This window comes from Mucilaginibacter sp. P4_A11 (assembly GCF_056402535.1).
This window is the reverse complement of record NZ_JBFUHE010000001.1, coordinates 213389-239420: the sequence shown is the minus strand read 5'-3', so window position 1 is coordinate 239420 and position 26032 is coordinate 213389. Positions and strand designations below refer to the sequence as shown.

At 43.2% G+C, this 26032-nt stretch carries 22 protein-coding genes and 1 pseudogene; 14 read left to right on the top strand and 9 right to left on the bottom strand.

Going from position 1 to position 26032, the window contains the following annotated elements; translation table 11 throughout:
• The first annotated feature begins 157 nt into the window (after positions 1 to 157).
• A complete protein-coding gene (uvrA, locus tag AC1DUD_RS01090) occupies positions 158 to 3004 on the top strand; it encodes an excinuclease ABC subunit UvrA (RefSeq protein WP_477370382.1) in 2847 nt (948 codons plus the stop codon).
• Positions 3005 to 3095: 91 nt separating this feature from the next.
• Positions 3096 to 4883, top strand: a complete 1788-nt coding sequence (locus AC1DUD_RS01085; RefSeq protein WP_477370379.1) for a DUF885 domain-containing protein — start codon at positions 3096 to 3098, stop codon at positions 4881 to 4883.
• 158 nt (positions 4884 to 5041) lie between these two features.
• Here the strand turns inward: AC1DUD_RS01085 and AC1DUD_RS01080 are convergent, their stop codons facing one another.
• Positions 5042 to 5926: a UbiA family prenyltransferase gene (locus AC1DUD_RS01080; RefSeq protein ID WP_477370376.1), complete on the bottom strand. Its 885-nt coding sequence runs from the start codon at positions 5924 to 5926 to the stop codon at positions 5042 to 5044.
• A 132-nt stretch (positions 5927 to 6058) separates the two neighbouring features.
• On the opposite strand from AC1DUD_RS01080, the gene AC1DUD_RS01075 reads away from it, so the two are divergent.
• From AC1DUD_RS01075 to AC1DUD_RS01040, 8 genes are all read left to right on the top strand, one after another.
• Complete coding sequence (locus AC1DUD_RS01075) at positions 6059 to 6586, top strand: YceI family protein (protein ID WP_477370373.1); 528 nt, start codon at positions 6059 to 6061, stop codon at positions 6584 to 6586.
• A gap of 20 nt (positions 6587 to 6606) precedes the next feature.
• Positions 6607 to 7716: a type III polyketide synthase gene (locus tag AC1DUD_RS01070; protein ID WP_477370370.1), complete on the top strand. Its 1110-nt coding sequence runs from the start codon at positions 6607 to 6609 to the stop codon at positions 7714 to 7716.
• Between the two features lie 3 nt (positions 7717 to 7719).
• Complete coding sequence (locus AC1DUD_RS01065; RefSeq protein WP_477370366.1) at positions 7720 to 8844, top strand: NAD(P)/FAD-dependent oxidoreductase; 1125 nt, start codon at positions 7720 to 7722, stop codon at positions 8842 to 8844.
• A gap of 116 nt (positions 8845 to 8960) precedes the next feature.
• Entirely contained in the window at positions 8961 to 9659 is a 699-nt protein-coding gene (locus AC1DUD_RS01060; protein ID WP_477370363.1) for a methyltransferase domain-containing protein, read from the top strand.
• 9 nt (positions 9660 to 9668) lie between these two features.
• Positions 9669 to 10733 carry a sensor histidine kinase gene (locus tag AC1DUD_RS01055; RefSeq protein ID WP_477370360.1) on the top strand — a complete coding sequence of 355 codons (1065 nt, stop codon included), beginning with the start codon at positions 9669 to 9671 and terminating at the stop codon, positions 10731 to 10733.
• Positions 10734 to 10781: 48 nt separating this feature from the next.
• Positions 10782 to 11432: a DUF47 domain-containing protein gene (locus AC1DUD_RS01050; protein ID WP_091209670.1), complete on the top strand. Its 651-nt coding sequence runs from the start codon at positions 10782 to 10784 to the stop codon at positions 11430 to 11432.
• Between the two features lie 21 nt (positions 11433 to 11453).
• Positions 11454 to 12464, top strand: coding sequence for an inorganic phosphate transporter (locus AC1DUD_RS01045; RefSeq protein WP_477370356.1), 1011 nt, complete (start codon positions 11454 to 11456; stop codon positions 12462 to 12464).
• A gap of 37 nt (positions 12465 to 12501) precedes the next feature.
• The gene (locus tag AC1DUD_RS01040) at positions 12502 to 13239 is read left to right on the top strand and encodes a DUF4197 domain-containing protein (RefSeq protein ID WP_477370353.1); all 738 of its coding nucleotides are present in this window, start codon (positions 12502 to 12504) and stop codon (positions 13237 to 13239) included.
• Between the two features lie 74 nt (positions 13240 to 13313).
• On the opposite strand, the gene AC1DUD_RS01035 is transcribed toward AC1DUD_RS01040, so the two are convergent.
• The 3 genes from AC1DUD_RS01035 to AC1DUD_RS01025 form a co-directional block, all read right to left on the bottom strand.
• Entirely contained in the window at positions 13314 to 14687 is a 1374-nt protein-coding gene (locus AC1DUD_RS01035) for a carboxypeptidase-like regulatory domain-containing protein (protein ID WP_477370350.1), read from the bottom strand.
• A 16-nt stretch (positions 14688 to 14703) separates the two neighbouring features.
• Positions 14704 to 15273, bottom strand: a complete 570-nt coding sequence (locus tag AC1DUD_RS01030) for an RNA polymerase sigma factor (RefSeq protein ID WP_477370347.1) — start codon at positions 15271 to 15273, stop codon at positions 14704 to 14706.
• A gap of 228 nt (positions 15274 to 15501) precedes the next feature.
• The gene (locus AC1DUD_RS01025; RefSeq protein ID WP_477370345.1) at positions 15502 to 17067 is read right to left on the bottom strand and encodes a M28 family metallopeptidase; all 1566 of its coding nucleotides are present in this window, start codon (positions 17065 to 17067) and stop codon (positions 15502 to 15504) included.
• Between the two features lie 692 nt (positions 17068 to 17759).
• On the opposite strand from AC1DUD_RS01025, the pseudogene AC1DUD_RS01020 reads away from it, so the two are divergent.
• The 3 genes and pseudogenes from AC1DUD_RS01020 to AC1DUD_RS01010 form a co-directional block, all read left to right on the top strand.
• Positions 17760 to 17909, top strand: a pseudogene (locus AC1DUD_RS01020) (type II toxin-antitoxin system HicA family toxin); the annotation flags it as partial.
• 91 nt (positions 17910 to 18000) lie between these two features.
• On the top strand, positions 18001 to 18390 hold the full coding sequence (locus AC1DUD_RS01015) for a helix-turn-helix domain-containing protein (protein ID WP_477370342.1): 390 nt from the start codon (positions 18001 to 18003) through the stop codon (positions 18388 to 18390).
• Between the two features lie 184 nt (positions 18391 to 18574).
• On the top strand, positions 18575 to 19018 hold the full coding sequence (locus tag AC1DUD_RS01010; protein ID WP_477370338.1) for a hypothetical protein: 444 nt from the start codon (positions 18575 to 18577) through the stop codon (positions 19016 to 19018).
• Between the two features lie 110 nt (positions 19019 to 19128).
• On the opposite strand, the gene infB is transcribed toward AC1DUD_RS01010, so the two are convergent.
• From infB to AC1DUD_RS00990, 4 genes are all read right to left on the bottom strand, one after another.
• Positions 19129 to 22275 (bottom strand): translation initiation factor IF-2, encoded by a 3147-nt coding sequence (gene infB / locus AC1DUD_RS01005; RefSeq protein WP_477370334.1) that lies wholly within the window; start codon positions 22273 to 22275, stop codon positions 19129 to 19131.
• Positions 22276 to 22340: 65 nt separating this feature from the next.
• A complete protein-coding gene (nusA, locus tag AC1DUD_RS01000; protein ID WP_110587513.1) occupies positions 22341 to 23576 on the bottom strand; it encodes a transcription termination factor NusA in 1236 nt (411 codons plus the stop codon).
• 3 nt (positions 23577 to 23579) lie between these two features.
• Entirely contained in the window at positions 23580 to 24044 is a 465-nt protein-coding gene (rimP, locus tag AC1DUD_RS00995; protein ID WP_477370330.1) for a ribosome assembly cofactor RimP, read from the bottom strand.
• A gap of 126 nt (positions 24045 to 24170) precedes the next feature.
• Positions 24171 to 24596, bottom strand: coding sequence for a hypothetical protein (locus AC1DUD_RS00990; protein ID WP_477370327.1), 426 nt, complete (start codon positions 24594 to 24596; stop codon positions 24171 to 24173).
• 66 nt (positions 24597 to 24662) lie between these two features.
• Between AC1DUD_RS00990 and AC1DUD_RS00985 the strand changes: the two genes are divergently transcribed.
• Positions 24663 to 25268, top strand: a complete 606-nt coding sequence (locus AC1DUD_RS00985; protein WP_477370324.1) for a murein L,D-transpeptidase catalytic domain-containing protein — start codon at positions 24663 to 24665, stop codon at positions 25266 to 25268.
• 33 nt (positions 25269 to 25301) lie between these two features.
• Here the strand turns inward: AC1DUD_RS00985 and AC1DUD_RS00980 are convergent, their stop codons facing one another.
• Positions 25302 to 25862, bottom strand: a complete 561-nt coding sequence (locus tag AC1DUD_RS00980) for a suppressor of fused domain protein (protein WP_477370321.1) — start codon at positions 25860 to 25862, stop codon at positions 25302 to 25304.
• Positions 25863 to 26032: the final 170 nt, after the last annotated feature.

Sequence of the window (26032 nt, the reverse complement as noted above, 5' to 3'; positions counted from 1 at the left end):
CGGTCATCCTGGATGGATGATCGGCCTTTTTTGCTTATATTTGTAGCAAACTATTGATGGTTTAAGCCAAAAATTTTAGGAAAGCAGCGTTTTGTAAAAAACTGGTAACTATAATAATTAGCTTCAAACAATGTCAATAAATCCATATTAATAAAGTATGAGTACAAAACCTCTTGTTGACCTGGGCGAGCAAAGTGAAGTTGAAGTTTATGGTGCCCGGGTGCATAACCTGAAAAATATAGATGTTTCGTTTCCGCGCAACAAGCTGGTGGTAATTACCGGTTTAAGCGGCAGCGGCAAATCGTCATTGGCATTTGATACTATTTATGCCGAAGGTCAGCGCCGCTATATGGAAACATTTTCGGCTTATTCGCGGCAGTTTATGGGCGGCATGGAAAGGCCTGATGTAGATAAAGTATCGGGCTTAAGCCCGGTCATTGCCATTGAGCAAAAAACCACCAGTAAAAACCCGCGCTCCACTGTAGGTACCATTACTGAGATCTACGATTTTATGCGTTTGCTCTTTGCCCGTGCGGGTGATGCTTACTCTTACACCACCGGTGAGAAGATGGAACGCATGAGTGAAGACCAGATCCTGAAAACCATTAGCGAAAAATTTGACGGACAACCGGTTAATATCCTGGCACCAGTGGTAAAGGCGCGTAAAGGTCACTACCGCGAATTGTTTGAATCTATCCGTAAGCAGGGCTTTCTAAAAGTTTGGGTAGATGGAGCTATTACCGATGTTGAACCCAAAATGCAGGTCGACCGTTACAAGATCCACGATATTGATATTGTGGTTGACCGTTTGGAGGTAAGCGAAAAGGACAGCAAACGTTTATATACCTCCGTTCAGCAGGCTTTGAAAATTGCCAAGGGCATTATACGTATTGCCGATAAAGACAATAATGTATCCTATTATAGTAAATACCTGATGGACCCGGTTTCGGGTATCTCGTATGATGAGCCGCAGCCAAATACTTTTTCGTTCAATTCGCCCTACGGTGCCTGCGAAAAGTGTAATGGCCTGGGTTATATTTTTGAGGTTGACGAGGCTTCGGTGATCCCTAACCCAAAACTGAGCATTATGAACGGCGGTTTGGCCCCTATTGGTGAGTATCGCGAAACATGGATCTTCCAGGTGTTGAAATCGCTGGCTAAAAAATATGAGTTTTCGTTATCGACACCTATCGAAAAACTTAACCGCGACCAACTGGATATGATCCTGAACGGTGCACCTGAAACATTGAGTGTCGCCGTTGAATATAATAAATGGAACGTTCAAAGCTATCAGATCACTTTTGATGGTATCATCCGGATGCTGGAAGAACAGCAGGAGCGCCGAAACGACGAAGGCATGGACGATATGGAGAACTATCGTGTACTCCGTACTTGCCCGGTTTGTGAGGGCGCGAGGCTCAAAAAGGAGTCGCTGCACTTTAAGGTGGATGGCAAAAATATCTTTGAGCTGGCCTGTATGGATATCAATCATCTGCAGGAATGGTTTGATGGCCTGGAAGATCGTTTATCTGAACGCCAGAATGTTATAGCCAAAGAGATCCTGAAAGAGATCCGCGCACGTATTGTGTTTTTGCTTGATGTGGGTTTGAGCTATTTAACACTTGATCGTACGGCCAAAACCCTTTCGGGTGGCGAGGCGCAACGCATTAGGCTGGCTACGCAAATAGGCTCTCAGCTCATGAATGTGATGTACATTTTGGATGAGCCGAGTATCGGTCTGCACCAGCGCGATAACGAGCGTTTGATCAACGCCCTCAAAAACCTGCGCGACCTTGGCAATACTGTGTTAGTTGTTGAGCACGATAAAGATATGATACTGGAGGCTGACCATGTAATTGACATGGGCCCGGCTGCAGGTGTACACGGCGGGCAGATAGTGGCACAAGGCACGCCAGCCCAGCTCATGAAAGAGCATACGCTTACTACATCATATATTAATGGAGAACGCGAGATAGCAGTTCCTAAAAAACGTAGAGAAGGAAATGGCAAAACCCTGAGCCTGAAAAAAGCTACCGGCCATAACTTGAAGAAAGTATCGGTTGATTTTCCTTTGGGTAAATTGGTTGGTATAACCGGCGTATCTGGCAGCGGTAAATCAAGCCTGATCACCGAAACTTTGTATCCAATACTTAACCATCATTTTTTCAGGGCTAAGAAGCAACCGTTGCCTTATGAAAAAATTGAGGGATTGGAGCATATTGATAAAGTAATTGAGATAGATCAAACGCCTATCGGTCGTACGCCGCGTTCAAATCCGGCTACTTATACCGGGGTGTTCTCAGATATCCGCAACTTGTTTGTCGCTCTGCCCGAGTCAAGGATCAGGGGTTATAAGCCTGGCCGTTTCTCGTTTAACGTAAAAGGCGGTCGCTGCGAAACCTGCCAGGGCGCAGGCATGAAGGTAATTGAAATGAACTTTTTGCCTGATGTACAAGTACCCTGCGAGGAGTGCGGTGGCAGAAGGTACAACCGCGAAACATTGGAAGTGCGCTACCGTGGTAAATCCATCAGTGATGTGCTGGATATGAGCATTGAGGATGCTACGCCATTTTTTGAGCATATCCCGGCTATCTACCGTAAAGTAAAAACACTGAACGATGTAGGCTTGGGCTATATCACCTTAGGCCAGGCATCAACCACACTATCAGGCGGTGAAGCGCAACGTGTTAAACTGGCTACCGAACTATCCAAAAAAGATACAGGCAATACCTTTTATATACTGGATGAGCCTACCACAGGTTTGCACTTTGAAGATATTAACGTGTTATTAGGCGTGCTTAACCAACTGGTTGATAAAGGAAATACCGTTTTGGTTATTGAGCACAACCTCGATGTTATTAAAGTGGTTGACCACGTCATAGACCTTGGCCCCGAAGGCGGCTCCGGCGGTGGCAATATCCTGTTCTCCGGCACACCCGAAGGTTTGTGCAAAGTGAAGAACAGCTTTACCGGTAAGTTTTTGAAAAAAGAAATGGGGTTGTAGGATTAAGAACTATAATTTGCTGAAGGAGATTTGTCGATAAGATAAATCTCCTTTTTCTTTTTATTAGCTTTATCTTTTTAACAACACCCTCATGAAAAAAATATTACTCATGCTATTTATAGCAGGTTCATTTGCAGCCTGCAACCAGCCTAAATCAACCGATGCAGACAGCAGCATCCCAGCTAACAAAGATCTGGCTAAAGTTTTTGAAGATTATTTCCAGGATGGCTTAAAGCTTTATCCGCTAAATGCTACTTACATCGGCGACAGGCGTTATAATGATCTGCTGCCTAACGATGGCTCAGCTGAATTTTTGAAAAAGGCCTATGATTATAACTCGGTTTACCTGTCAAAAGTAAAAAACTTTGAAAGGGCGGAACTAAATGCTGATGATCAGCTATCCTACGATATTTTCACCTACGAGGTACAGCTGGCGCTTGACAACTTTAAGCATCATTTTGAGTACATGCCTTTTAACCAGTTTTATGCCCTGCCAATTACTATGGGGCAACTGGGTTCGGGATCCGGGGCACAGCCTTTTAAATCGGTTGTTGATTATAACGACTGGCTGAAACGTTTATCAGCATTCCAGATCTGGGCTGATACTGCTATCTCTAATTTTAATAAAGGAATTAAAACGGGTGTAGTATTGCCAAAATCACTGGTTGTTAAAATGATCCCCGAAATGCAGGACCTGGTTTCAAAAGATGTAGAGAAAAGCTTATTCTATGGACCGGTTACGAACATGCCGAAGGATTTTTCGGATGCGGATAAAAAGCAGCTAACCGAGGCCTATAAAAAAGCTATTACTACTGTAGTCAACCCAACATACCAAAAACTGGCCGATTACCTTAAAAACGAGTATTTGCCACATGCGCGCGCTACTTCAGGTTTTTCGTTACTGCCGGATGGTACAGCTAAATACACCTACTTAGTTAAACAGCAAACCACCACCGATAAAACCCCTGAAGAAATTTATCAGCTTGGACTAAAAGAAGTTGCCCGCATCCGCGGATTAATGGATAGCATTAAGACCAGTGTAGGCTTTAAAGGCGACCTCAAAGCGTTTTTCGAGTACATGAAAACCGACCCAAAGTTTACGCCTTATAAAACGCCGAAGGACGTACTTGATGCTTTCGAGAACATTCATAAACGTATGGAGCCAAACCTGAAGAAAATGTTTAACCATGTGCCTAAAACGCCATTCGAGATCAGGCAAACTGAGGCTTTCCGTGCGGCATCGGCAAGTGCGGAGTATAATCAAGGGTCGGCAGATGGCACCCGTCCGGGAATTTTTTATGTACCGATACTGGATGCTACCAAGTTTAATACTACATCGGGTATGGAGTCATTGTTTTTGCATGAAGCTATTCCTGGCCACCATTACCAGATCTCGCTAACCCAGGAAAATGCATCATTGCCAAAATTTCGCAGGTTTGACGGCGGGGAAACTGCCTATGTAGAAGGCTGGGCCCTGTATTGCGAATCGTTGGGTAAAGAGCTTGGTTTATATACCGATCCATACCAGCATATGGGTGCGTTAGGAGATGAAATCCACCGCGCTATCCGTTTAGTGGTTGATGTGGCCATCCATACCAAAGGCATGACCCGCGAGCAGGCTGTTAAATACATGATGGATAATGAAGCCATCAGCGAGCAGGGTGCAACCGCCGAAATTGAACGTTACATGGCTATCCCCGCTCAGGCACTAAGCTATAAAATAGGCGCACTCAAGATCCGCGAGTTGCGCACTAAATATGAAAAACAATTAGGCAGCAAATTCAACATCGCCGAGTTCCATGACCAGGTGTTGAAAGACGGAGCTATGCCAATGGCTGTTTTTGAAGCGAAGATGGATGCCTGGGCTGCGAAGCAGTAGTAGAAATTGCTATAATACAACACGTCATTGCGAAGTACGAAGCAATCCCCGAGAAGTAGAGCAGCTATGCAAGTTTCTCTGTACAGTTTGGGATTGCTTCGTACCTTACAGCAATGACGTTTTGGGTTAGGCGTTGTTCTTAGGATTATGTATCTCCTTCAACTAAACACAGCCAACACCCCAAAATAAATCAGCATACAACCCGAGCTGATAAAGTTCATCCGCATGGCATTTTTAAAGTTGGCGTTCTCCGTCGACTTGCCCACCTTATAAAACCAGTAGTTGAAAAAAATGAATATTGGCGCGGCACACAGCAGGAAAAAATAAAAATTAAGCATCATGCCGGCCAAATGCCAGTAGTAATAAGATAAGGCTATCCCTGCCGCAAACAATACCCCCGAAAAAATAAAAGAGCCTTTATAGCCTAAAACGATACTGAGCGTTTTATCTCCCCGCCTGCCATCTTCCTCGTGCTGGTAAACCTGGGTTAGCGGATACGAGGCCCCAATCAGGCAGGAGCTGATAGCACCGGGAATAATTAAGCCTAAATCCCAATGACCAAACAGGCTTATCCCGGTAAGGGCGGTGTAGGTGGTATAATAAATAAAACATCCCTGGAAAATAAACACTGTCAAAAAGCTAATAATAGGATATTTCTTTAAGCGGGTAGCCGGATGGCTATAAAGCTTTGACATAATGCCATAAATGAGTACCGCAAAGGCAAATTCCCAGCTGATGATAAAACCAAGCAAAAACGCTATCGCTTCCAGTAAAATAGAAAAATAATACAGGCTGATATCTACTTCGGGCGGTTTGGCTAACAGGGCAATGCTATCTTCATCCTTATCAAAATAGCTGTTGTAGCCGTTACTGGCCGGGAAAGCAAGAAAATGCCATATGAAAAATACAAGCACAGCTGTCGATGTTTTTACGGTATTGGCCTGGCTAAAGGCAAACAGGTACACCGGCAGCAAAAAAACAGAAAATACAAACCGCAAATGCGCCAATGCCGACCGGGTAGGAATAAATTGATTAAATTTCATCGTTGCTGTTTTGCTGGTAAATACTCTCAAAAGCAATTTATAGTTGCCCCGGTAACGTTATAAACTTACAACCTTTAATATAAAAAATTGTACAGCATAAATTATTATGTTTGGAAACAACGTTAATGTAACATGAATAAGAAAATTTATATAGCTATACTTTTAATTTTTGCGGCCACAGCGGGCTTTGCGCAAACAGTAACTAAATCAGACGTTAGCTTTAAGATCAAAAACCTGGGTTTTAATGTGGCTGGTACCTTCAGTGGTTTACAGGCCGATATTAGGTTTAAACCCAATGATTTGGCAGGTAGCTCTATTGAAGCATCCGTTGCTTCAAGTACCGTGAATAGCGATAACGAAAGCCGCGATAACCACCTTAAAAGTGAAGATTATTTTGATGTAGTTAAATACCCTAAGATCACGCTGAAATCTGTTTCATTTAAACGTAAAAGCGGGAGCAACTATACCGGCAATTTTAACGTAACTATAAGAGATAAAACAAAGTTGATCGAAATACCTTTTACCTACGTGGAAACTGGTAATACTGCTCAGCTGAAAGGAAGCTTCCTGATATTAAGGACGGATTTTGGCATAGGCGGCAAAAACCTGATCCTTTCAAATGAGGCTAATGTTTCGGTTGAGGCGGAGATCAGCAAATAAAACAGGTTTAACTATTTTTAATGGAGAGTTGCATCAGTGCTATCGGGATAGCAAATCCCGCCAATCGTATTGCCCAGCAGGATATTTACCATTTCATGGCTAACGCCTTTGGATTGGATGCAACTAATGCCACGAGGTTAAAAGGTATTTATGATCACTCGGGAATTGACTACCGCTATTCGGTGATTCCTGATTTTGGATACCATGACCCTGCCGATTTTACCTTCTTTGAGCAATCAGCCGGGCTCGAACCATTTCCCGATACACAAAAGCGATTGAAGCTTTACGAAAAAGAGGCCATTGCCATCGCGATGGATGCAGCTAAAAACTGTCTTCAAAATTTCGATGATGACATTACAGAGAATATCACTCACCTGGTAACTATTAGCTGCACAGGTATGCATGCGCCGGGAATTGATATTGAACTGGTCGACAGGCTGCAACTGAACCGGGACACCGAACGTACCTGCATTAATTTTATGGGTTGCTATGGTGCCATAAACGGCCTTAAAGTGGCCGACTATATTTGTCGTGCCGATGCCGATGCTAAAGTGCTTGTAGTGAGCGTGGAACTTTGTACCCTGCATTTTCAAAAAGCGAATACCCTGGATAACTGGGTTGCTAACTCCTTATTTTCGGATGGTGCGGCAGCCGTATTGGTTGAAAATACAGCTAAACGGTTGGGCAATGGTAATTATCTCTCGCTCAAAAATTTCTATTCAGAATTTGTTACCGAAGCCCGGAACGAGATGGGCTGGTATGTTGGCAATACCGGGTTTGAAATGAAGCTTACCTCAAAAGTATCCAAACAGATCAAAAAACATATCAAAGCGCTTACCGACAGATTTCTGCTGAAGGCAAAAACTTCCATGGGAGATATCACGGCTTACGCCGTCCATCCCGGCGGGCGTACCATTTTAGAGGCCGTTGAAGATGCCTTGGAACTTCCTGAAGAAAGTAATGCCTTTGCCTACCAGGTTTTGCAGGAGTATGGCAACATGTCGTCAGCTACAATCTTGTTTGTGCTGGATAAAATGCTAAAGGCGGGTAATCTGGTTGATCAAAAGATCCTGAGTTTCGCTTTTGGTCCGGGGTTAACGGTTGAGGGGATGATACTTGAAATGCATTAAGCCATGAGCGATGTAATTGTAATTGGTGGTGGTTTGGCAGGATTGTTCAATGCCATATTGCTGAACCGTGCCGGGCTTAAGGTTACAGTCATCGAAAAGAAGACCTACCCCATGCACCGCGTTTGCGGCGAATATATCTCCAACGAAGTGATCCCTTTTCTGTCTTCGCTTGATATTGATCTTAACGAACTTAATGTAGCCCGCATTAACCGCTTAGAGGTTACGGCATCATCCGGAACTAAACTTTCGCAAAAACTCGACCTGGGTGGTTTTGGCTTAAGCCGGTTTACATTTGATAATTTCTTGTACCAAAAAGCCCTTGTCGAAGGGGTTGATTTTTTAGTTGGCACCCGGGTAGAGGATATCCGTTTCGCCGCTGAACAGTTTGAGGTAGTAACTCCGGGCAAAACATTAACCGCCCCGCTGACTATCGGTTCGTTCGGTAAACGCTCCAATCTCGATCAGAAACTTAAACGGCCATTCTTTTATAAACGGAGCCCGTACCTCGCCGTAAAATTTCATTTGCAGATGGATTTCCCTACGGATCTCATCCAGCTTAATAATTATAAAGACGGCTATTGTGGTGTAAGTAAAACCGATGGGGACAGGTACTGTATGTGTTATATGGCCCACCGTGATGACCTGCGCAAATACGGTACTTTACAGTCCCTGGAAGAGAACGTGATCCGCAAAAACCCTTATTTAGATGAGATTTTTCGCAATGCTAAATTTTTGCTGGATAAACCCGAGGTGATCAACGAGATCTCGTTCGAGAAAAAAGCACCTGTTGATAACCATATCTTCATGAGCGGAGATACTGCCGGGATGATAGCCCCGTTATGCGGCAATGGTATGACCATGGCCATCCATTCGGCCAAAATTCTTTCAGAAAAAATTATTACGCACTATAAACCGGGGAACTTTAATCCTGAAAAACGCACCAGCCTTGAGCAGGATTATACTCAAAGCTGGAACAAACAGTTTGCTCAAAGGCTTTGGGTAGGCAGGCAGTTACAGCGTTTGTTTGGTAATGATAACATGACCGCCGTTACTTTAAATACACTCGGCCACCTGCCTTCGGTAGCACAATACCTGATTAGTAAAACCCACGGCCAACCATTTGCCTAACTTAAGCGTATTATATTATAGAGTCTGTTAATAAATTTCACCAAAGGTTGATAAATGACTTTAAAAAAAACATCAGCTTTAGGCTTTATGCATTCTGCTTTTAGCTTTCATATTATATGCCCGATTTAAGTTACCGAACAGATACCCCGGAAATCATGGATGATTTTGATCTGCCATCGGCCGAGATCACACCAGTGCTTGAAGGCCTGGGAAAAATGAATGCCCTGTTTGGCGGCCATAAAAGTATTATCAAGTCATTAAAGAAATTCGCTGTAAGTAATGGCTATTCTGTAAGCGACTGGGGCTGCGGAGGAGGAGATACCCTGATTGCCATCGCCAAATGGGCTAAAAGCAAACAAATCGACCTTGAGTTGAACGGAGTTGACGCAGCACCGGCAGCGGTTAACTATGCCCGGCAGCAAGCTGGAGGATATAGAAACATCAGCATTACCCAAGCCGATGTTATTGACGAGGCCTACCTCATCAAACCGGCCGATGTGATTATCTGCAGCCTGTTCACCCACCATTTTGATGATGAGCGCTGGGTTAAACTTATTAAAAATATGGAGGCATCGGCACAAAAAGGGATCATCATTACCGACCTGCACAGGCACTGGCTTTTATACCATGCCATAGTGTTCATAACCCGGGTTTTTACCCGCAATGCCATGGCCCGAAACGATGGCCCGCTTTCGGTTATGCGGGGCTTTAAAAAACACGAATTATTAGCTTTATTAAAAAAAGCACAAATTGATAACTTTAAATTAACATGGCGCTGGCCTTTCAGATGGGAGTTAATCATCTATAAATCGTAGCTTTACGCTATGAACTTGCGTGTACTGGTTTTAACAACCTCGCTTGGCGTGGCAATTACGCTATCGGCCGTTAACTTTTATTTTCAGCATAAATGGTATGATGTAATGGTTACTTTTTCGGTAGCCCTTGGTGTAAGTTACTTCGTTTTTTACTACCTCATCGAAAAATACATCTACTCCCGTATCAAGCTAATTTATAAACTGATCCACAATTTGAAGTTAGGCCGCGATCTCAGGGATGCCCTTGGAGAACATGTAAGCGCTAACCCCATTGCCGATGTGGAGCAGGAGGTAAAAGAATGGGCCAAACAGAAAAAGACAGAAATAGATGAACTGCGTAAACAGGAAAAATTTCGCCGCGATTTTTTATCCAATATCTCGCACGAGTTTAAGACCCCGCTTTTTGCTATACAAGGCTATATAGAAGCCCTGCAGGATGATGACATGGAGGATAGGGAAATGGCCCGTCAGTTCCTGGAGAAAGCCTCAAAAAATGTAGACCGTCTGAGTTACCTGATTAAAGATCTTGATGAAATTTCAAAGCTTGAATCGGGTGAGATGCCTATTAATTACACCAAATTCAAGATCAATGACCTGATAAAAGAGGTTTTTGAATCGTTGGAGATCAAGGGCAAGCAATACCACATCAAACTTATATTTAAACAAAAATATGATGAACCTATTGTGGTAAATGCCGACAGGGAAAAGATAAGACAGGTATTGGTAAACCTGATAGATAACTCGTTTAAGTACGGCAAAGAAGAAGGCAGCACTTCGGTAAGTCTTTTTGTATTACATGACCAGGTTTTGGTTGAAGTTACGGATGACGGTATCGGCATTGAAGAGAAGTTTTTATCACGGTTATTTGAACGCTTTTTCCGTACCGACAGCAGTCGTTCAAGGCAGATTGGCGGCTCAGGGTTAGGGCTGGCTATTGTAAAGCATATTATTGAAGCCCATCAGCAAACCATAAATGTGCGCAGTACCGAGGGGCTGGGCTCAACCTTTGGTTTTACACTGGCGAGGGCTAAACAAACCATCCCATTCCCGAATTTACCTGCACTAAAAAGTTAACAATAATTTAACATACTAACCGTACCTTTACACCAATTTAAAATCACTATGTCGCTTAACAGTATATTCCAGTATTTTGTACCCAAGGATAAAAAGATATTCTTCCCGCTGTTTGAACAAGCCGCAGCCAATGTTGTAGCCATGGCAACAATACTGGTTGAAGCAGTTAACTCCAACAACGCCCAAACCCGTGAGGACCTATACAAACAGATTGACAAACTGGAAAATAAAGGCGACGAATACACTCACCAGATTTACCTGGAGCTTGGCAAAAACTTCATCACACCGTTTGATCGTGAGGATATCCATGCCCTTGCAACAGCCATTGATGACGTAGCCGATTATATACAAGGCGCTGCAAACCGCATGAGCCTGTACCGGATAGATGATTTGAATGAGCATATCCGCAAACTATCTGACCTGATATTGCAGGCCAGCATTGATTTGGAAAAAGCTGTAAAAGAACTGAAAGATCTCAGAAATGTACGCAACATAGCCGATTCATGCATCAGGATAAACAGTGTTGAAAACCAGGCCGATTATGTTTTTGACCGCGCCGTAGCCGATCTGTTCCTGTACGAAAAGGATGCGATCCGCCTGATCAAATACAAAGAAATATTAGCCGCTCTGGAAACTGCCACCGATATGTGTGAAGATGCAGCTAATGTTATGGAGTCAATCTTAGTTAAAAACGCTTAAGTAAATCTTATCCCCAGCTAAATGGTTACTTCCCTACTTGTAGTTATTGTTGTACTCGCCCTGTTGTTTGATTATACCAATGGCTTTCATGATGCAGCTAACTCAATTGCTACCATCGTATCTACCAAAGTGTTAACGCCTTTTCAGGCTGTGTTAATGGCTGCGGTATTCAACTTTGCCGCTTACTTTTTTATCAAAGACCATAAAGTAGCCAATACCGTATCAAAAATTGTATTGGAGCAGTATGTTACCCTGCATGTGATCCTGGCAGGTTTAGTAGCCGCCATCACCTGGAACCTGTTTACCTGGTGGTTCGGAATCCCTTCCAGTTCGTCACACACCCTTATTGGCGGCTTCGCCGGAGCCGGTATGACCAATGCGCTTTACATGGGCGCTAATGCCCTCCATGCTGTTGAAATGCAATATGTACTTAAAATTGTTGCTTACATCGTATTGGCGCCGTTTATTGGTTTGATCATAGCCTATGTTGTAACCATATTAATACTACACCTGTGCAAAGCTGCAAGACCAGCCACTGCCGAACGTTGGTTTAAGCGTATGCAGTTGGTGTCATCGGCAGCATTAAGCTTTGCTCACGGTGGTAACGATGCACAAAAAGTGATGGGGATTTTATATGTAACCCTGATTGCTTCAAAGGTTATTAAACCGGGCTCGGTAATGCCTGAGTGGATCCCGTTAGCTTGTTATTCGGCTATTGCTGCCGGTACTATGTCGGGCGGTTGGAAAATTGTTAAAACCATGGGGTCAAAAATAACCAAGGTTACTCCGCTTGAAGGTGTAAGTGCTGAAACCGCTGGTGCTATTACATTATTTATTACCGAGCGTTTCGGGATCCCGGTGTCAACAACACATACTATTACTGGTTCAATTATTGGCGTAGGCTTAACCAAACGTGTATCCGCGGTACGCTGGGGCGTAACCATTAATCTGGTTTGGGCCTGGATCATTACCATACCTATTTCGGCACTCATAGCAGCCGGTGTATTTGCATTGTTACATTTCTTTGCATAGGCAAACCGACGGTAATTTTGTTAGCTTTACTCTTACTATGAAAACAAGACTGATCATTATTCCCGCTTTAATAGCCTTTATTACCTTAACCAGTTGTGATACGCTGAACCAGGTAGCCAACGCCACCGTACAAAACCAGGGAACACCCTCGTCTCTTGAAATTGGTAATGGTTTAAAACAAGCCCTTGAAATAGGCACCGGAAAAAGTTCAGATCAGCTATCGGCACTTAATGGTTTTTTTGGCAATGCCGCCATTAAAATCCTTTTTCCGCCCGAAGCTCAGAAAGCAGAAAAAACTTTACGCGGACTTGGTTTAAACAGCCTTTGCGATAATGTGATCCTTTCGCTTAACCGTGCTGCCGAAGATGCCGCAAAGCAGGCAAAGCCTATTTTTGTTGATGCCATTAAGCAAATGACCCTGCAGGATGTTACCAATATTTTATTGGGCAGTCAGGATGCAGCAACACAATACTTTAAACGCACTACCACAGCAAAATTAAGTCTCCAATTTAAGCCTGTTATTCAAGGCAGCTTAAACAAGGTGAACGCTACCAAATACTATACAGATGCAGCCCAGGCCTACAATAAAGTACCATTTGTAAAAAAGCTAAATCCGGATATTACCGATTATGTTACCCAAAAAGCTATCGACGGCTTATTTGTGGAGATAGCTAAAGAAGAACTTAACATCCGCCAAAATCTTGGTGCACGCACCACACCTTTATTGCAAAAAGTGTTCGCTTTTGCTGATAAGAAGAAAACTACCGGACAATAAGACAACACTAAAAGATATAAAAAAGGCTGTGTCGAGAGTAGATCGACACAGCCTTTTTTATTAGGAATGATTTCTTATTTCTGCTTTTGGAATTTAACCTTTACAGTAACAACCTCGGGCTTGTTGTTGGTGCTGCCAACCCATGAGGGGCCATTTTTAATGAGTTCGATAGCCTTTTGATCAGCCGTTTCATTCAGGCTCTTTTTAACACTGAACTCATCGATTATGCCACTCGGAAATACCGTAAAGGTTACGGTAACCGTGCCAGTAGTATTATCAGGCAATACTGCATTGGTTTGCAGGTATTTTTTCAAACTGCCCCAACCCAACTGCGGATGTGCCGCCGTGACGCTTACATCGCTATTGTCATCATCTCTTTTAGATGTAGTTACTACCACTTCACTCAACGCCCTGGAATCGGGCTTAAGCGCTACTTTGACACTATCACCGCGTGTTGCACTAATCTGTCTTGGTTCGTAACCAATATAAACCACGTCAAGCGTAGCTTTATCACCCGGCGAGCTCAGTGCAAATTTCCCGTTTACATCAGTTACCGTACTTCGATTGGTGCCTTTGATCCTGATTGCTGCGCCAATCAACGGAGAGCCATCATCTCTGGAAATAATGGTACCGGCAATGTATAACGACTCGGCTGCCGCTTTGCCACCAAAAACAGTTGTCGGTGAAGATGTAACGCCATCAACCTTTCCGGGCAATTTAAATTGCAGCGGGCCTTTTGATTTGGCTACGGTAGTATTCGCTCTCAATAGAATCGCATCCGAGCTTGCTGTATCTTTTTTAACAATTGGAGCTGTATATCCGGCTACTATCCGTTCACTTAAATTGCTTTCTTCTTTTAGTACAACCTTATCTTTGGCTGCTGGCGCAGGAGCTACCGGTTCTGCCAACATATTGCTGCCTGCCGGAGGGGTGATACTGCCGGCAGTTTTATTATCACCGGCCGAGATCTCCTGTTGATAAAGCGCATTAGCCGATTGCTTTATTTTTCTTGTTTTTTTGGTTACCGCAATTAAAGGTGCCTGCACAGTTCCTGGCAGATTTGTATTCGCTTTTTTAACCGTGTCGGTTATTTTTATGGTATCGGCAGCGGCAGCCAGAGGCGGCGTAGAATTTTTGTTTTCTGCAATATTATTGCTCTGCAATTCGGGTTTAGACGCCCTGTTAAGATAAAGACCACCTAAACTTAATGCAATTAAAACCGAAGCCGCAATGGGCCAAACAGTCCATGGTATTACACGGCCTTTATTTTCTCCTGTACGTTGCTGCAGCCTCGCTGTAAGGTCGCCAAGGTTTAATTGTTGACTTGTCCCCATGTTTTCATATCCTTCCAATGCATCCATCAAAAAAGGGTCGTTTAGTGCCTCCATCTCCAGTTTATGCATAGCACGGGCATCAAGCTCTCCGTTGAGATACTTCTGTATTTGCAATATATTTGCCTTTTTACTATGCACTGTTCCGTTCGAGGCAAATTTTCAAATTCCTTTTACCGTTCTGGATATAGCTTTTTACCTCATTTAAAGTATATCCGGTTATATCGGCAATTTCTTTATAACACTTCTCTTTTAAATAAAACAGGTCGATACTTTGTTTTTGTCCGCCGTTCAGGCCTGCTATACAATTTTCCAAAGCTTTCAACGCTTCTTCCCTGTTATTATCATCAGGATGCAAAAAGGGGGTAAATTCCATAACTTCATCTAAATTAACCAACTCCATCTTTTTACCGCTCCGCAGCTGCATCAAACAATAATTACGCCCAAGTACATAAACCCAATTCCTGAACTGGTTAATTTCATGCTTTTTAACCTTATCAACCAATTCTTCAAAAATGCCCATTACAGCATCTTTGGCCAGTTCTTCATCCTTCAGATATTTAAGGCAAACGCCATAAACAAGGGGCATATATCGTTCATATAAGCTGCCCAAAACTGTTAGGTTACCGCTTGCGCGATAATCACTAAGTAGTTCCTCGTCTGTTGATTTCCCTTGCTTTTTGGGTTTTATAAATAGGTTCATTAAACATACAAAATTAATTTATTTAAACGGTTTATGGAAATTAACTGCCTGCATACTGCTGTATTAAAGGAAAATAAACAAATAACAAAATATTTTCAACAAAGATCTCCTAAAAAAGAAGGTAAGGTTATTGTACAACAATCAAGAGTAAAATGTGATTAAAAAAGATTTTAAATAAAAAAGCGATGCTTCACGGCATCGCTTTTTTATTTAAAATTACAGCAATTATTACCTTGCCGGTTGTGGTTTTGGTAACTCCTTACGCGGGATCATTTCAGCGCGTTGTGAGGTATGATAAACAAACGAAGCAACAATTGTAGCAGCTTGTTTAAGATCGTCTTCAATCAGGCGATCGTAAGTGTCCTGGTTGCTGTGGTGGGTACGCGTACCGTAGTCAATGGCGTCCTGGATAAATTGGAAGCCAGGAATACCCACCGCATCAAACGAAAGGTGATCTGTACCGCCTGTGTTGCGGATGGTAAGTGTGGTTGCGCCAAGATCTTTAAAAGGCTCGAGCCAGGCTTTAAAGATAGGAGCTGCAGCCGAATCGCCCTGTAAGTATACCCCGCGAATTTTGCCCGTACCGTTATCCAGGTTATAGTAGGCCGAAAGTTTTGCCTGCTCAGGTTTTAATTCCATAGTTTTAGGATCGCCGAAATGATTAGCTACATATCCGCGCGAACCAAACAAGCCCTGCTCTTCCGAACTCCATAACGCGATACGGATAGTACGTTTTGGTTTGAAGTTAATGGCTTTTAAAATACGCATAGCCTCCAGCATTACCGCGCTGCCTGCCGCGTTATCGGTGGCACCGGTAGCTGCATGCCATGAATCAAGGTGACCGCCTATCATTACTACCTGGTCTTTCAGTTTTTTATCCGTACCCGGAATTTCAGCAACTACGTCATAACCCTGCAGGTCATCCGTAATAAATTGTGTTTTGATATCAGCTTCCAGTTGTACCGGCTGACCGCCTTTTACAAGGCGCAAAATGCGCTGGTAATCTTCGCTGCTGGTTTCAAGTTCGGGAGCAACCGCTTTGGCAGTATCAGCATATGAAGCGCCGTTGGTAGTAAACACCGTACCATCGGTACCGCGCGCCTGACTTAATACCAGCCCTGCTTTTTCATCAACCAAAAACTGGCTTAGCGCAGTCCTGAAAGCACGTAGTTTACGGAAAGAGGCCATCTGTGCTGCATTTGGATCAGCAACATTCCTGCGCGGACCAGCGGGAGCAGCTTTGGCGTTTTCCATTTCAGCAAGCTCCTCATCGGTGTAACGGGCGGCATCAACTTTCCAGGTACGCTCGGTAGGGGCCTTGGTATCAAATATCACAATTTTGCCGGCCAGCTTACCTTTGTATTGCTCAAGCTCGGCGGCAGAATCAGCTTTGATCAGGGTGACTTCGCCTTTGATCAAACCGTTTGTGCCGGGTGTCCAGGCTTTGGGGATGGCGATGATGGCATGATAGTAGGGAACCGTGATAGCTGCGTAGTTTTTTTGAACTTCCCAGCCTTTGCCGAATTTACCCCAGGCTTCCAATTTAGCGTTAGCCATTCCCCAGGTTTTAAGTTGATTAACAGCCCAGTTTTGAGCACGTTTTAATCCCGGAGAATTAGCAAGCCTCGGCCCCGAAACATCAGTAAGGTAAAACGCCGTTTCCATTACTTTTGAATGGCTAAGGCCTTCTTCCCTTATTTTTTGAACCATAGCAGCATCAACAGGTTCCTGCGCAAACGAGGGCACTGCAATACCCGCCGTAATTAAACACGAAAAGAGTAGTTTTAATTTCATATATAATAAATTATAAGATCAGTTAAAACAAACCTATTTATTATAAATTAAATTCGGGAATATATTGTGTTAAAAAAGTTGTTACACAGGATGGATTACTAAGGTCTCTGGCCAGAGTTACATAGCATGTGGTAGTGCCGGATATTGTCTTTGTAATTGTACGCCCGGTCAATGCTATCCGCCAGTTGGTGTTCAGTTTTTAAAGTGTGAACACATGATATTTTTTTCTAAAAATTAGCTATTGATAATCAGGCATTTATAATTTATAAAAAATCTAAAACAAACTACCCTGAACAGATGACCATTGATAACCAATGGGTTATAAAATCTTAGTTTAAAAGACTGAACACCCTGTTTTTAAAAGCTGAACACTGACAAAATATTGCCAGTAACTTCAATCTGAAATAAAAAAAGCATGCTGTTTGTGCGCTTTAGACACTCACGGTATTAATTCTCTTTTCAAGATTTACAAAAAGAGGAACAAATTAAGCAGGAAGCTTAACTCGTTTTAGGACGAAGTTACGCTATCGCTAAACTTCGACCAGTTCGAGCAACCTGTATATTGCACGCAAACGCAAGGTAAACAAAAGTTCACTTTTCCCTTGGCAATAAGTGAAGTTTTGTTTACCTTTAATGTTGTCTTAAGGAAGGAGAAATGAAATGTTCAGAATTACTTAAACTTATTAAAAAAAGCCGGATGGTATGAAGTTCGACAGGCGGGAAGTCATATTATATTAAGACACCCTGACAAAGCAGAAAACCTAATTTTCCCAAATCACTGGAGTGCTGAAATGGGAAAAGGGTTAGCAGAGAAATTGAAAAAGCAGGCGGGGCTTAAATAGTCTCTCTTTTTGCAGTCATATAGGTTTCTTGTATCCTAATTACAAGTGCAGATCCGGCGTTAAGGATAGATGATTTAATACTAAGCACATCATGAAGAACCACACATTCACCGTTGGCAAAACCAATACTGGCTTTGACGGATACTATGAAGAAAATGATTTAATAGTGGCTGTCACAACAGGTAACAATATAGCCGAATTAAAAAATAACGCTTTAGAGGCCTACAATTTATATGCTGAAGAATCGAAGAAAAAGCCGGCTACAATTGATCAAATTACATTTAAATACGATCTCGCATCATTCTTTGAATTTTATAAAGAGATCAATGCTTCAGCTTTGGGACAACGGATCGGCATACAAAAAAGCTTATTGTCTGAATATGTTAACGGTAAACGTACCCCTTCTGAAAAGCAGGTAAGCAGAATACTAAACGGAATTAAGCAATTGGGGAAGGAATTGAGTGAGCTGGAATTAGTGTAAAAGATAAATTGGAGCGGGCTTCCGCTATAGATTCTTCCATTTCAGAGATTCTAAATGTCCAGAATCCTATGGTACAATACTAATAGCATTTTTGAACGTAAAAGAATAATGATTTTAGGTCGATGGGATTATCTCATTCATATCAAATAAGGTAGCTTCCTTAAGCACATTAAACCCAATATAAATGAAGAGGTATATTCTTGATGGTAATATTTTCGATCAAATCTTAGATCAAAAGATCAACATCGCTTTAATTAAAAGCAAGGGCGATCTATATATTACTAATGTTCAGATAAGTGAATTAAAAAATATACCCGTTGATAATAGAAGAAACGAGATGCTTAAAATACTGAGCGATTTAAATCCTATTAAATTAAACCTGGAATCTGGTATTTGGTTAGACGATATTTACTGGGATGATGATCAGCCTTGGCTGGATAATATAGGTGATACATGCGGAGCTTTGTATGGAAATTCAAGAGGTACCAAAAAATGGAAAGATGCCTTAATTGGTGAAGTTGCAAAAAAGCAATCACTTATATTGGTCACTAATGATATTGGCTTTAATAAACGTGCAATAAAAAACGGTATTGACATGATTTTATTTGAAGATTTCTTAAAGTCATAATTATACCTAAATATCTCCTGCGTTATAACAAGCAACTACTATATTGTATTTAAACAAAAAAGGGCTCATCTTTTACAGATAAGCCCTTGATATTTTAAAGCTGTTGTTGTTTATGCCAGCTTGCGTTTAACTTCTACGTTTTCGTAAGCTTCAACAATGTCGCCTACTTCAATATTGTTAAAGTTGTTGATGTTCAAACCGCACTCATAACCTGTAGCAACTTCTTTCACGTCGTCTTTAAAGCGCTTCAGTGAAGCCAGTTCGCCGGTGTAGATCACCACACCATCACGAACGATGCGGATCTTACTGTTACGGTTAATTTTACCATCAAGTACCATACAACCTGCAATAGTACCCACCTTGCTGATCTTGAAGGTTTCGCGGATCTCAACGTTAGCCACGATCTTCTCTTCAAAGGTTGGTGCAAGCATACCTTCCATCGCCGCTTTGATCTCGTTGATCGCGTCGTAGATGATTGAGTACAGCCTGATATCTATCTGCTCGGCTTCGGCCAGTTTACGGGCGCCGCCTGAAGGACGTACCTGGAAACCGATGATGATCGCATCAGATGCCGATGCCAGCAATACGTCTGATTCGGAGATCTGACCTACCGCTTTCGAGATGATGTTCACCTGGATCTGCTCTGTTGACAGTTTCAGTAATGAATCTGACAAGGCCTCGATAGAACCATCCACGTCACCTTTAACAATGATGTTAAGCTCCTTAAAGTTACCAACTGCCAAACGACGGCCGATCTCATCAAGGGTGATGTGTTTTTGTGTACGTAAGCCCTGCTCGCGTTGTAATTGTAAGCGTTTGTTGGCAATTTCACGTGCTTCAACTTCGCTTTCAAGCGCATTAAACTTGTCGCCCGCTGTTGGTGCACCCTGCATACCCAATACCTGTACCGGTGTTGAAGGCCCTGCCGAGTCCACACGCTGACCACGCTCATTAGTTAACGCTTTTACACGACCGCTGTAGCACCCTGCCAGTATCGGATCGCCCACTTTCAAGCGGCCGGCCTGTACCAGGATGGTGGTAACGATACCACGGCCTTTATCCAACGCAGCCTCAATAACTGTACCTACGGCACGTTTGTTAGGGTTGGCTTTCAATTCAAGCAATTCAGCCTCAAGCAATACTTTTTCCAATAGCAGGTCAACATTTAAGCCTGTTTTGGCTGATATTTCCTGCGACTGGTATTTACCGCCCCACTCTTCAACCAAAATATTCATGGCCGAAAGTTGTTCCCTTACCTTATCGGCATTGGCGCCCGGCTTGTCAATTTTGTTGAAAGCGAAGATGATCGGTGCACCTGCAGCCTGCGCGTGGTTTATGGCCTCGCGGGTTTGCGGCATCACACTATCGTCGGCAGCTATCACTATAATTACTATATCCGTAACCTGTGCACCCCTTGCACGCATAGCGGTAAACGCTTCGTGACCCGGTGTATCCAGGAAGGTGATCTTTCCTTTATTATCAGGTAATGTTACTTCGTAAGCACCAATGTGCTGGGTTATACCACCCGCTTCGCCGCCTATTACGTTGGTTTTACGTATAAAGTCGAGCAATGAGGTTTTACCGTGGTCAACGTGGCCCATGATGGTTACGATTGGTGCACGTGTCACCAGGTCGGCCGGATCATCAGGCTGGTCAAGGTTGGCTTCCTCATCCTGCGGTTTCACAAATTCAACCTGGTAACCAAACTCGTCGGCCACAATTGAAAGTGTTTCGGCATCAAGCCGTTGGTTAATAGAAACGAACATACCCAGGCTCATACAGGTTGAAATGATCTGCGTTACAGATACATCCATCATGCTTGCCAGCTCGTTTGCTGTTACGAACTCGGTAACCTTCAATACTTTTGATTGAAGTTCCTGCTCCATTGCCAGCTCTTCGGCACTTGCAGCCACGTCATCACGTTTTTGACGACGGAATTTAGCACGCTGTGCAAACTTGCCCGACTTACCTGCGCCGCTTAAGCGTGCAAGTGTAGCCTTGATCTGATCTTGTATATCCTTTTCTGAAGGTTCTTCTTTAGGGCCGCTGTTTTGAGGAACATTGTTGTTACGGTTGTTCCTGAAATCCGGACGGTGGCCACCGCCTCCGCCTTGTCCCTGACCTGGTCCGCTGTTTCCTGGGGCACCGTGTGTACGGTTCCTGAAATCCGGACGGTTAGGGTTAATGGTACCTCCACCGCTTGGCTGCTGGCCTTGCGGATGATTACCGCCACCACCGCCTTGCTGGCCGTGAGGATGATTGCCACCACCGCCTTGCTGCGGATGAGGGTTACCCTGGTTATCTTTACGCTTACGTTTGCGTTTATGATCGGCCGAGTTGTTATTAGAGTTTGATGACGAAGCTACCGGGTTGCGTTTTGGCGCATTTACCGGCAACTGGATCTTACCAATAATGTTCGGGCCTGTTAAACGTTCAGCTTTAGCGCGGATCACATCCGGTTCCTGGCTTTCATCAGGCGCTGGTGCAGCCGGTGTTTCGGGAGCAGCCGGAGGTGTTACAACCGGTGCTTTTTCAACAACTGGTGCAGCAACAGGCGCTTTTGGCTCTTCGGCTTTAGGCGTTTCTGCAACAACAGGTGCTGCCGGTTTTGGTGCCTCAACCTTTGGTGGCTCAGGTACAACCGGTGCTACTGGTGTTGGCGCTTCAACCTTTGGCTCGGCAGGTGCCGGAGCTGGTGTCGGCGTTGGCGCAGGGGCCGGGGCCTGTGCAACAGGCTCAGGTTGTTTAACAACTTCCACTGGTTTTTCCGCAGGCTTCTCCGCCTGTGGCTGTGGCTTAGCATTCAGGTTGTTAAGGTCAATTTTCCCAATCACCTTAACACCAGGTAATACGTCATTGCGCTCTTCAGAACGTGCAGGAGCTTGTACTGCCGGAGCAGGCTCAGCCGGTTTTGGTTTCTCAACCTGCGGCTGTGCAAAGTGCCCTGTATTCTTGATCAGTATCTCTTCGTTCTCAAAATCGCGCGAACGGCGGTTCTCAACCGGCTTTTCAGGAAACTGTGCAGCAGGCTCTTCTTTCCTTATCTTTCCGATACTGATCTGCTTAGCTTCCTCCTTAATACTTTTGTCAACAGCAAATTCCTTTAACAGGGCATTGTACATATCGTTATCCAGCTTGGCCATAGGATGCTTGTCAACCTTGTATCCTTTGGTAGCTAAATAATCGACAAGGGTACCCATGCCAATGTTCAGTTCTTTTACTGCTTTAATTAATTTTATGGATTTGTCTTCTGACATTTAATATTACTTACTTTCTCTGCTTATTCGGTGCAAAAATACGATTTTAATTTTGCTTATTATGCTTATTCAAACTCCGCATTCAAAATTGATAGCACTTCTTTTACCGTTTCTTCCTCTAAATCGGTACGTTTTACCAGTTCACCAACGGTTAAGGCCAGTACTGATTTTGCTGTATCCAAACCAATGCGTTTAAATTCGTCAAGGATCCAGCTATCAATTTCGTCTGAAAATTCTTCGATGTCCACATCCTCGTCATGCTCATCGGCCTCACGGTAAACATCAATTTCATAGCCTGTCAATTTTCCGGCCAGCTTAATGTTATGTCCGCCACGACCAATAGCTAATGATACCTGATCGGGTTTTAAATACACGGCAGCTGTTTTTTTATCATCATCTAATTTAATAGAAGTGATCTTGGCCGGTGACAATGCACGCTGGATATATAGCTGAACGTTATTGGTAAAGTTAATAACGTCGATATTTTCATTTTTTAACTCACGTACTATACCGTGGATACGTGAACCTTTCATACCTACACAGGCGCCAACCGGATCGATACGGTCGTCATATGATTCAACCGCAACTTTAGCACGTTCGCCCGGTTCGCGTACAATTTTCTTGATGGTGATTAAGCCATCAAAAATTTCCGGTACTTCAAGCTCAAACAAACGCTGTAAAAATTCAGGCGCTGTACGTGAAATGATGATCTTAGGGTTACTGTTCAGCATGTCTACCTTAGATACAACAGCTTTAACGCTGTCACCTTTCTTAAAGTAGTCGGCCGGGATCTGCTCTGTTTTTGGCAGCAACAACTCGTTACCTTCATCATCCAATACCAAAGTTTCTTTTTTCCAAACCTGGTAAACCTCGCCTGTAACAATTTCACCTACGCGGTCTTTATATTTTTTGAAGATCTCGTCTTTCTCTAATTCCAGAATTTTTGATACCAGTGTTTGGCGGGCGGCTAAAATAGCACGACGGCCAAAGCTCTCTAAAGTGATCTGCTCAATATAATCATCACCAACTTCAAGGTCGGCGTCATATAAGTGAGCCTCGGCAAGTTCTATCTCCAGGTCGTCGTCCTCGCTAAAGCCATCTTCCATAACTTTACGGGTACGCCAGATCTCTAAGTCACCGTTGTCGGTGTTCACAATTACGTCGCAATTTTCGTCCGTACCGTACTTTTTCCTGATCATGCTTCTGAAAACGTCTTCCAGTACGCTCATCATGGTAGGGCGGTCAATGTTCTTGAAATCTTTAAATTCCTGAAAAGAATCAATTAAATTAATATTGCTCATTTTTTACTTAAATGATATTAAAACCTTTGTTTCTGTTATTTGCTCCATCGGGATAACGCTTTCAATAACCTGCGCCTTTTTCCCTTTTTCTTTTACTTTTTCTTCAATGGTGATGGCATCCTCGGTTAGGCCTGTCAATGTGCCTTCGCGTTTAGCGCCATCTTTCATTTTGATGCCCAGGTTACGGCCAACATTTTTGGCGTATTGCCTTGGCGACGACAGCGGAAAATCAATACCCGGCGATGAAACCTCGAGGTTATAAGCGGTTTCAATCACGTTTTCTTCTTCCAGATGGAAACCTACGTGCCTGCTTACCTGTACACATTCATCAATGCCGATACCGTTATCGCCATCAAGCAGTATAATCAGCTTACCGTTCGAGTGCATTTTTATATCCACTATAAACAGGTGCGGCTTGTCTGCTATTTTCTCTTCTACCAGTTCTTTTACCCTTTTTTCAATATTCATTACCCACCGGTGTTTTTGACTGAATAATTTTGATTGATAAAATAAAAGAGGGGACTAATTGCCCCCTCTTTTATTAACGGTTGCAAATATAATCAAAATTATTAAATTTTCAAGCATCAAGGTAGTTTATTGCTTAAAAATCAAATCTGTATAGTGCAGTGTACCGGGTTTACTGCGGCTTTTTATCAAATCGGTCAGCGTACCACCGGCCCCAAAATCATAATAACGAAAAAAGTAGGTTTGCTGTGTGCTGAAAGCTGTATCTGGTGTAAAAATAACTACATTATCTTTAACTGTATAGCGTCCTGGTTGTACAGGCTGCAGGTTTCGCATGCTGGTATCGGCAGGCATGCGGTAAACGGCCATTAACGTTTCCCAGGCCCGGGCAGATGAGTCGCGGCTGATCTCGCTGATAATAGCGGGATCGAACCCTGTAATTTGCAGTGCTTTTCCGTTATTAGCCGGGCTGATAGTTACCAATGTTTTGGTTGACGTTTCTGTACAACTGAACAAACACAACAGCAGGAGTAAAAGAGGAATATGTTTTTTCATTTGGCAAGATAGGTTTATTGTAATAAAAAGCGGATATTTCTGTTTACAACACAAAACCTATCGCAATTGAAACTGAAGCCTTTATTCCTGTTGATATCAATACTCTTCTGCTGTGTTAAAGTTAATGCCGAGATACCCCGGATCAACCTTGACCGCGTTAAGACAAAAGCTAAACAAAGCCTTGTATTTTGCCGGCAACGGGGATATAACACCCGCTATTGCATTTTAATTGATATGGCCCTGCCATCGGGCGTTAAACGTTTTGTGGTATGGGATTTCAGGAAAAACGAGGTGCTAATCTCGGGCTTGGTGAGCCATGGCTGCGGCCGGAACCCATGGAGCGGCGAATGGTCAAAAGATAAACCTGCATTCAGTAACCTGGATGGCAGCCATTGTACTGCTCCCGGAAAATACCAAATTGATGGCCGGGCCTATAGCGCCTGGGGAATCCACGTAAAATATTACCTTACCGGCTTGGAAAGCAGTAATAACAATGCTTTAGCAAGGCAAATCGTTTTCCACTCCTGGGAACAAGTATCTGAAACCGAAGTTTACCCCAAAGGGACACCTGAAGGCTGGGGCTGCCCGGCTATTTCAAATAATACCATGAAGGCTGTGGATGCTTTATTGAAGAAACAAAGGAAGCATGTGTTGTTGTGGATATATCAATAGCATAGTTTGCGACCGTGGGACACGGTAGCAGGGTTAAATTATACTCCTTCTTTCACTGTCAAGATAATTAAACTGGCTTTTCTCCAACTTTTCTTCTAAGGCGTCCAGCCCATTTTGCATTTTATAGTTCCGTTCTTGTAATGTTATGGGGATAAGCCAAAAGCAAGATATTGTTTTATGGTTATTGCCAGAATCAAACAACTCAAGATTAGGCCCATCTAAATAAGGTAAAGAAATTAAACCATAACTGCACTCTGAATTTCTCTGCCATGGCCGTCCAAAATTAACCGTATGCCCTAAATCGAGGTTTTGATCAACATTATGGAAATAAACTACACTTGTTAATAATTCTAATATAGAACTATCCTGAATGGCCGAAAATAAATGTAGTTCGACAGGTTTTTTATGCGTAAATACAGACATGCCACATGTTGCATAAGTCCACATTTTTCCCTTGTCGGTTGGTTTAAATTCTAAAATTGTAAGCTTATTATCAAGTTCATTGATAGGCCCCGTTGTCCATATCTTCTCTTCAAAGTTGCTCCCCCAATTTGATATATAATACTCTTTGATCAGTTTGTTGTAAATGCTCATCTTGTAAATGCATTTTTATTAACTTGTCCACCTCGCTAAGCGCATGAGATCCCGAAATAAATTCGGGACGACGGGTGGATGTAGGAGATTTATTTTTTCAATCATCTTGCGCTCGTTTGCGGTGGGATATAAAAACCATGTCATTGCGAGCGTAGCGCGGCAATCTCGTC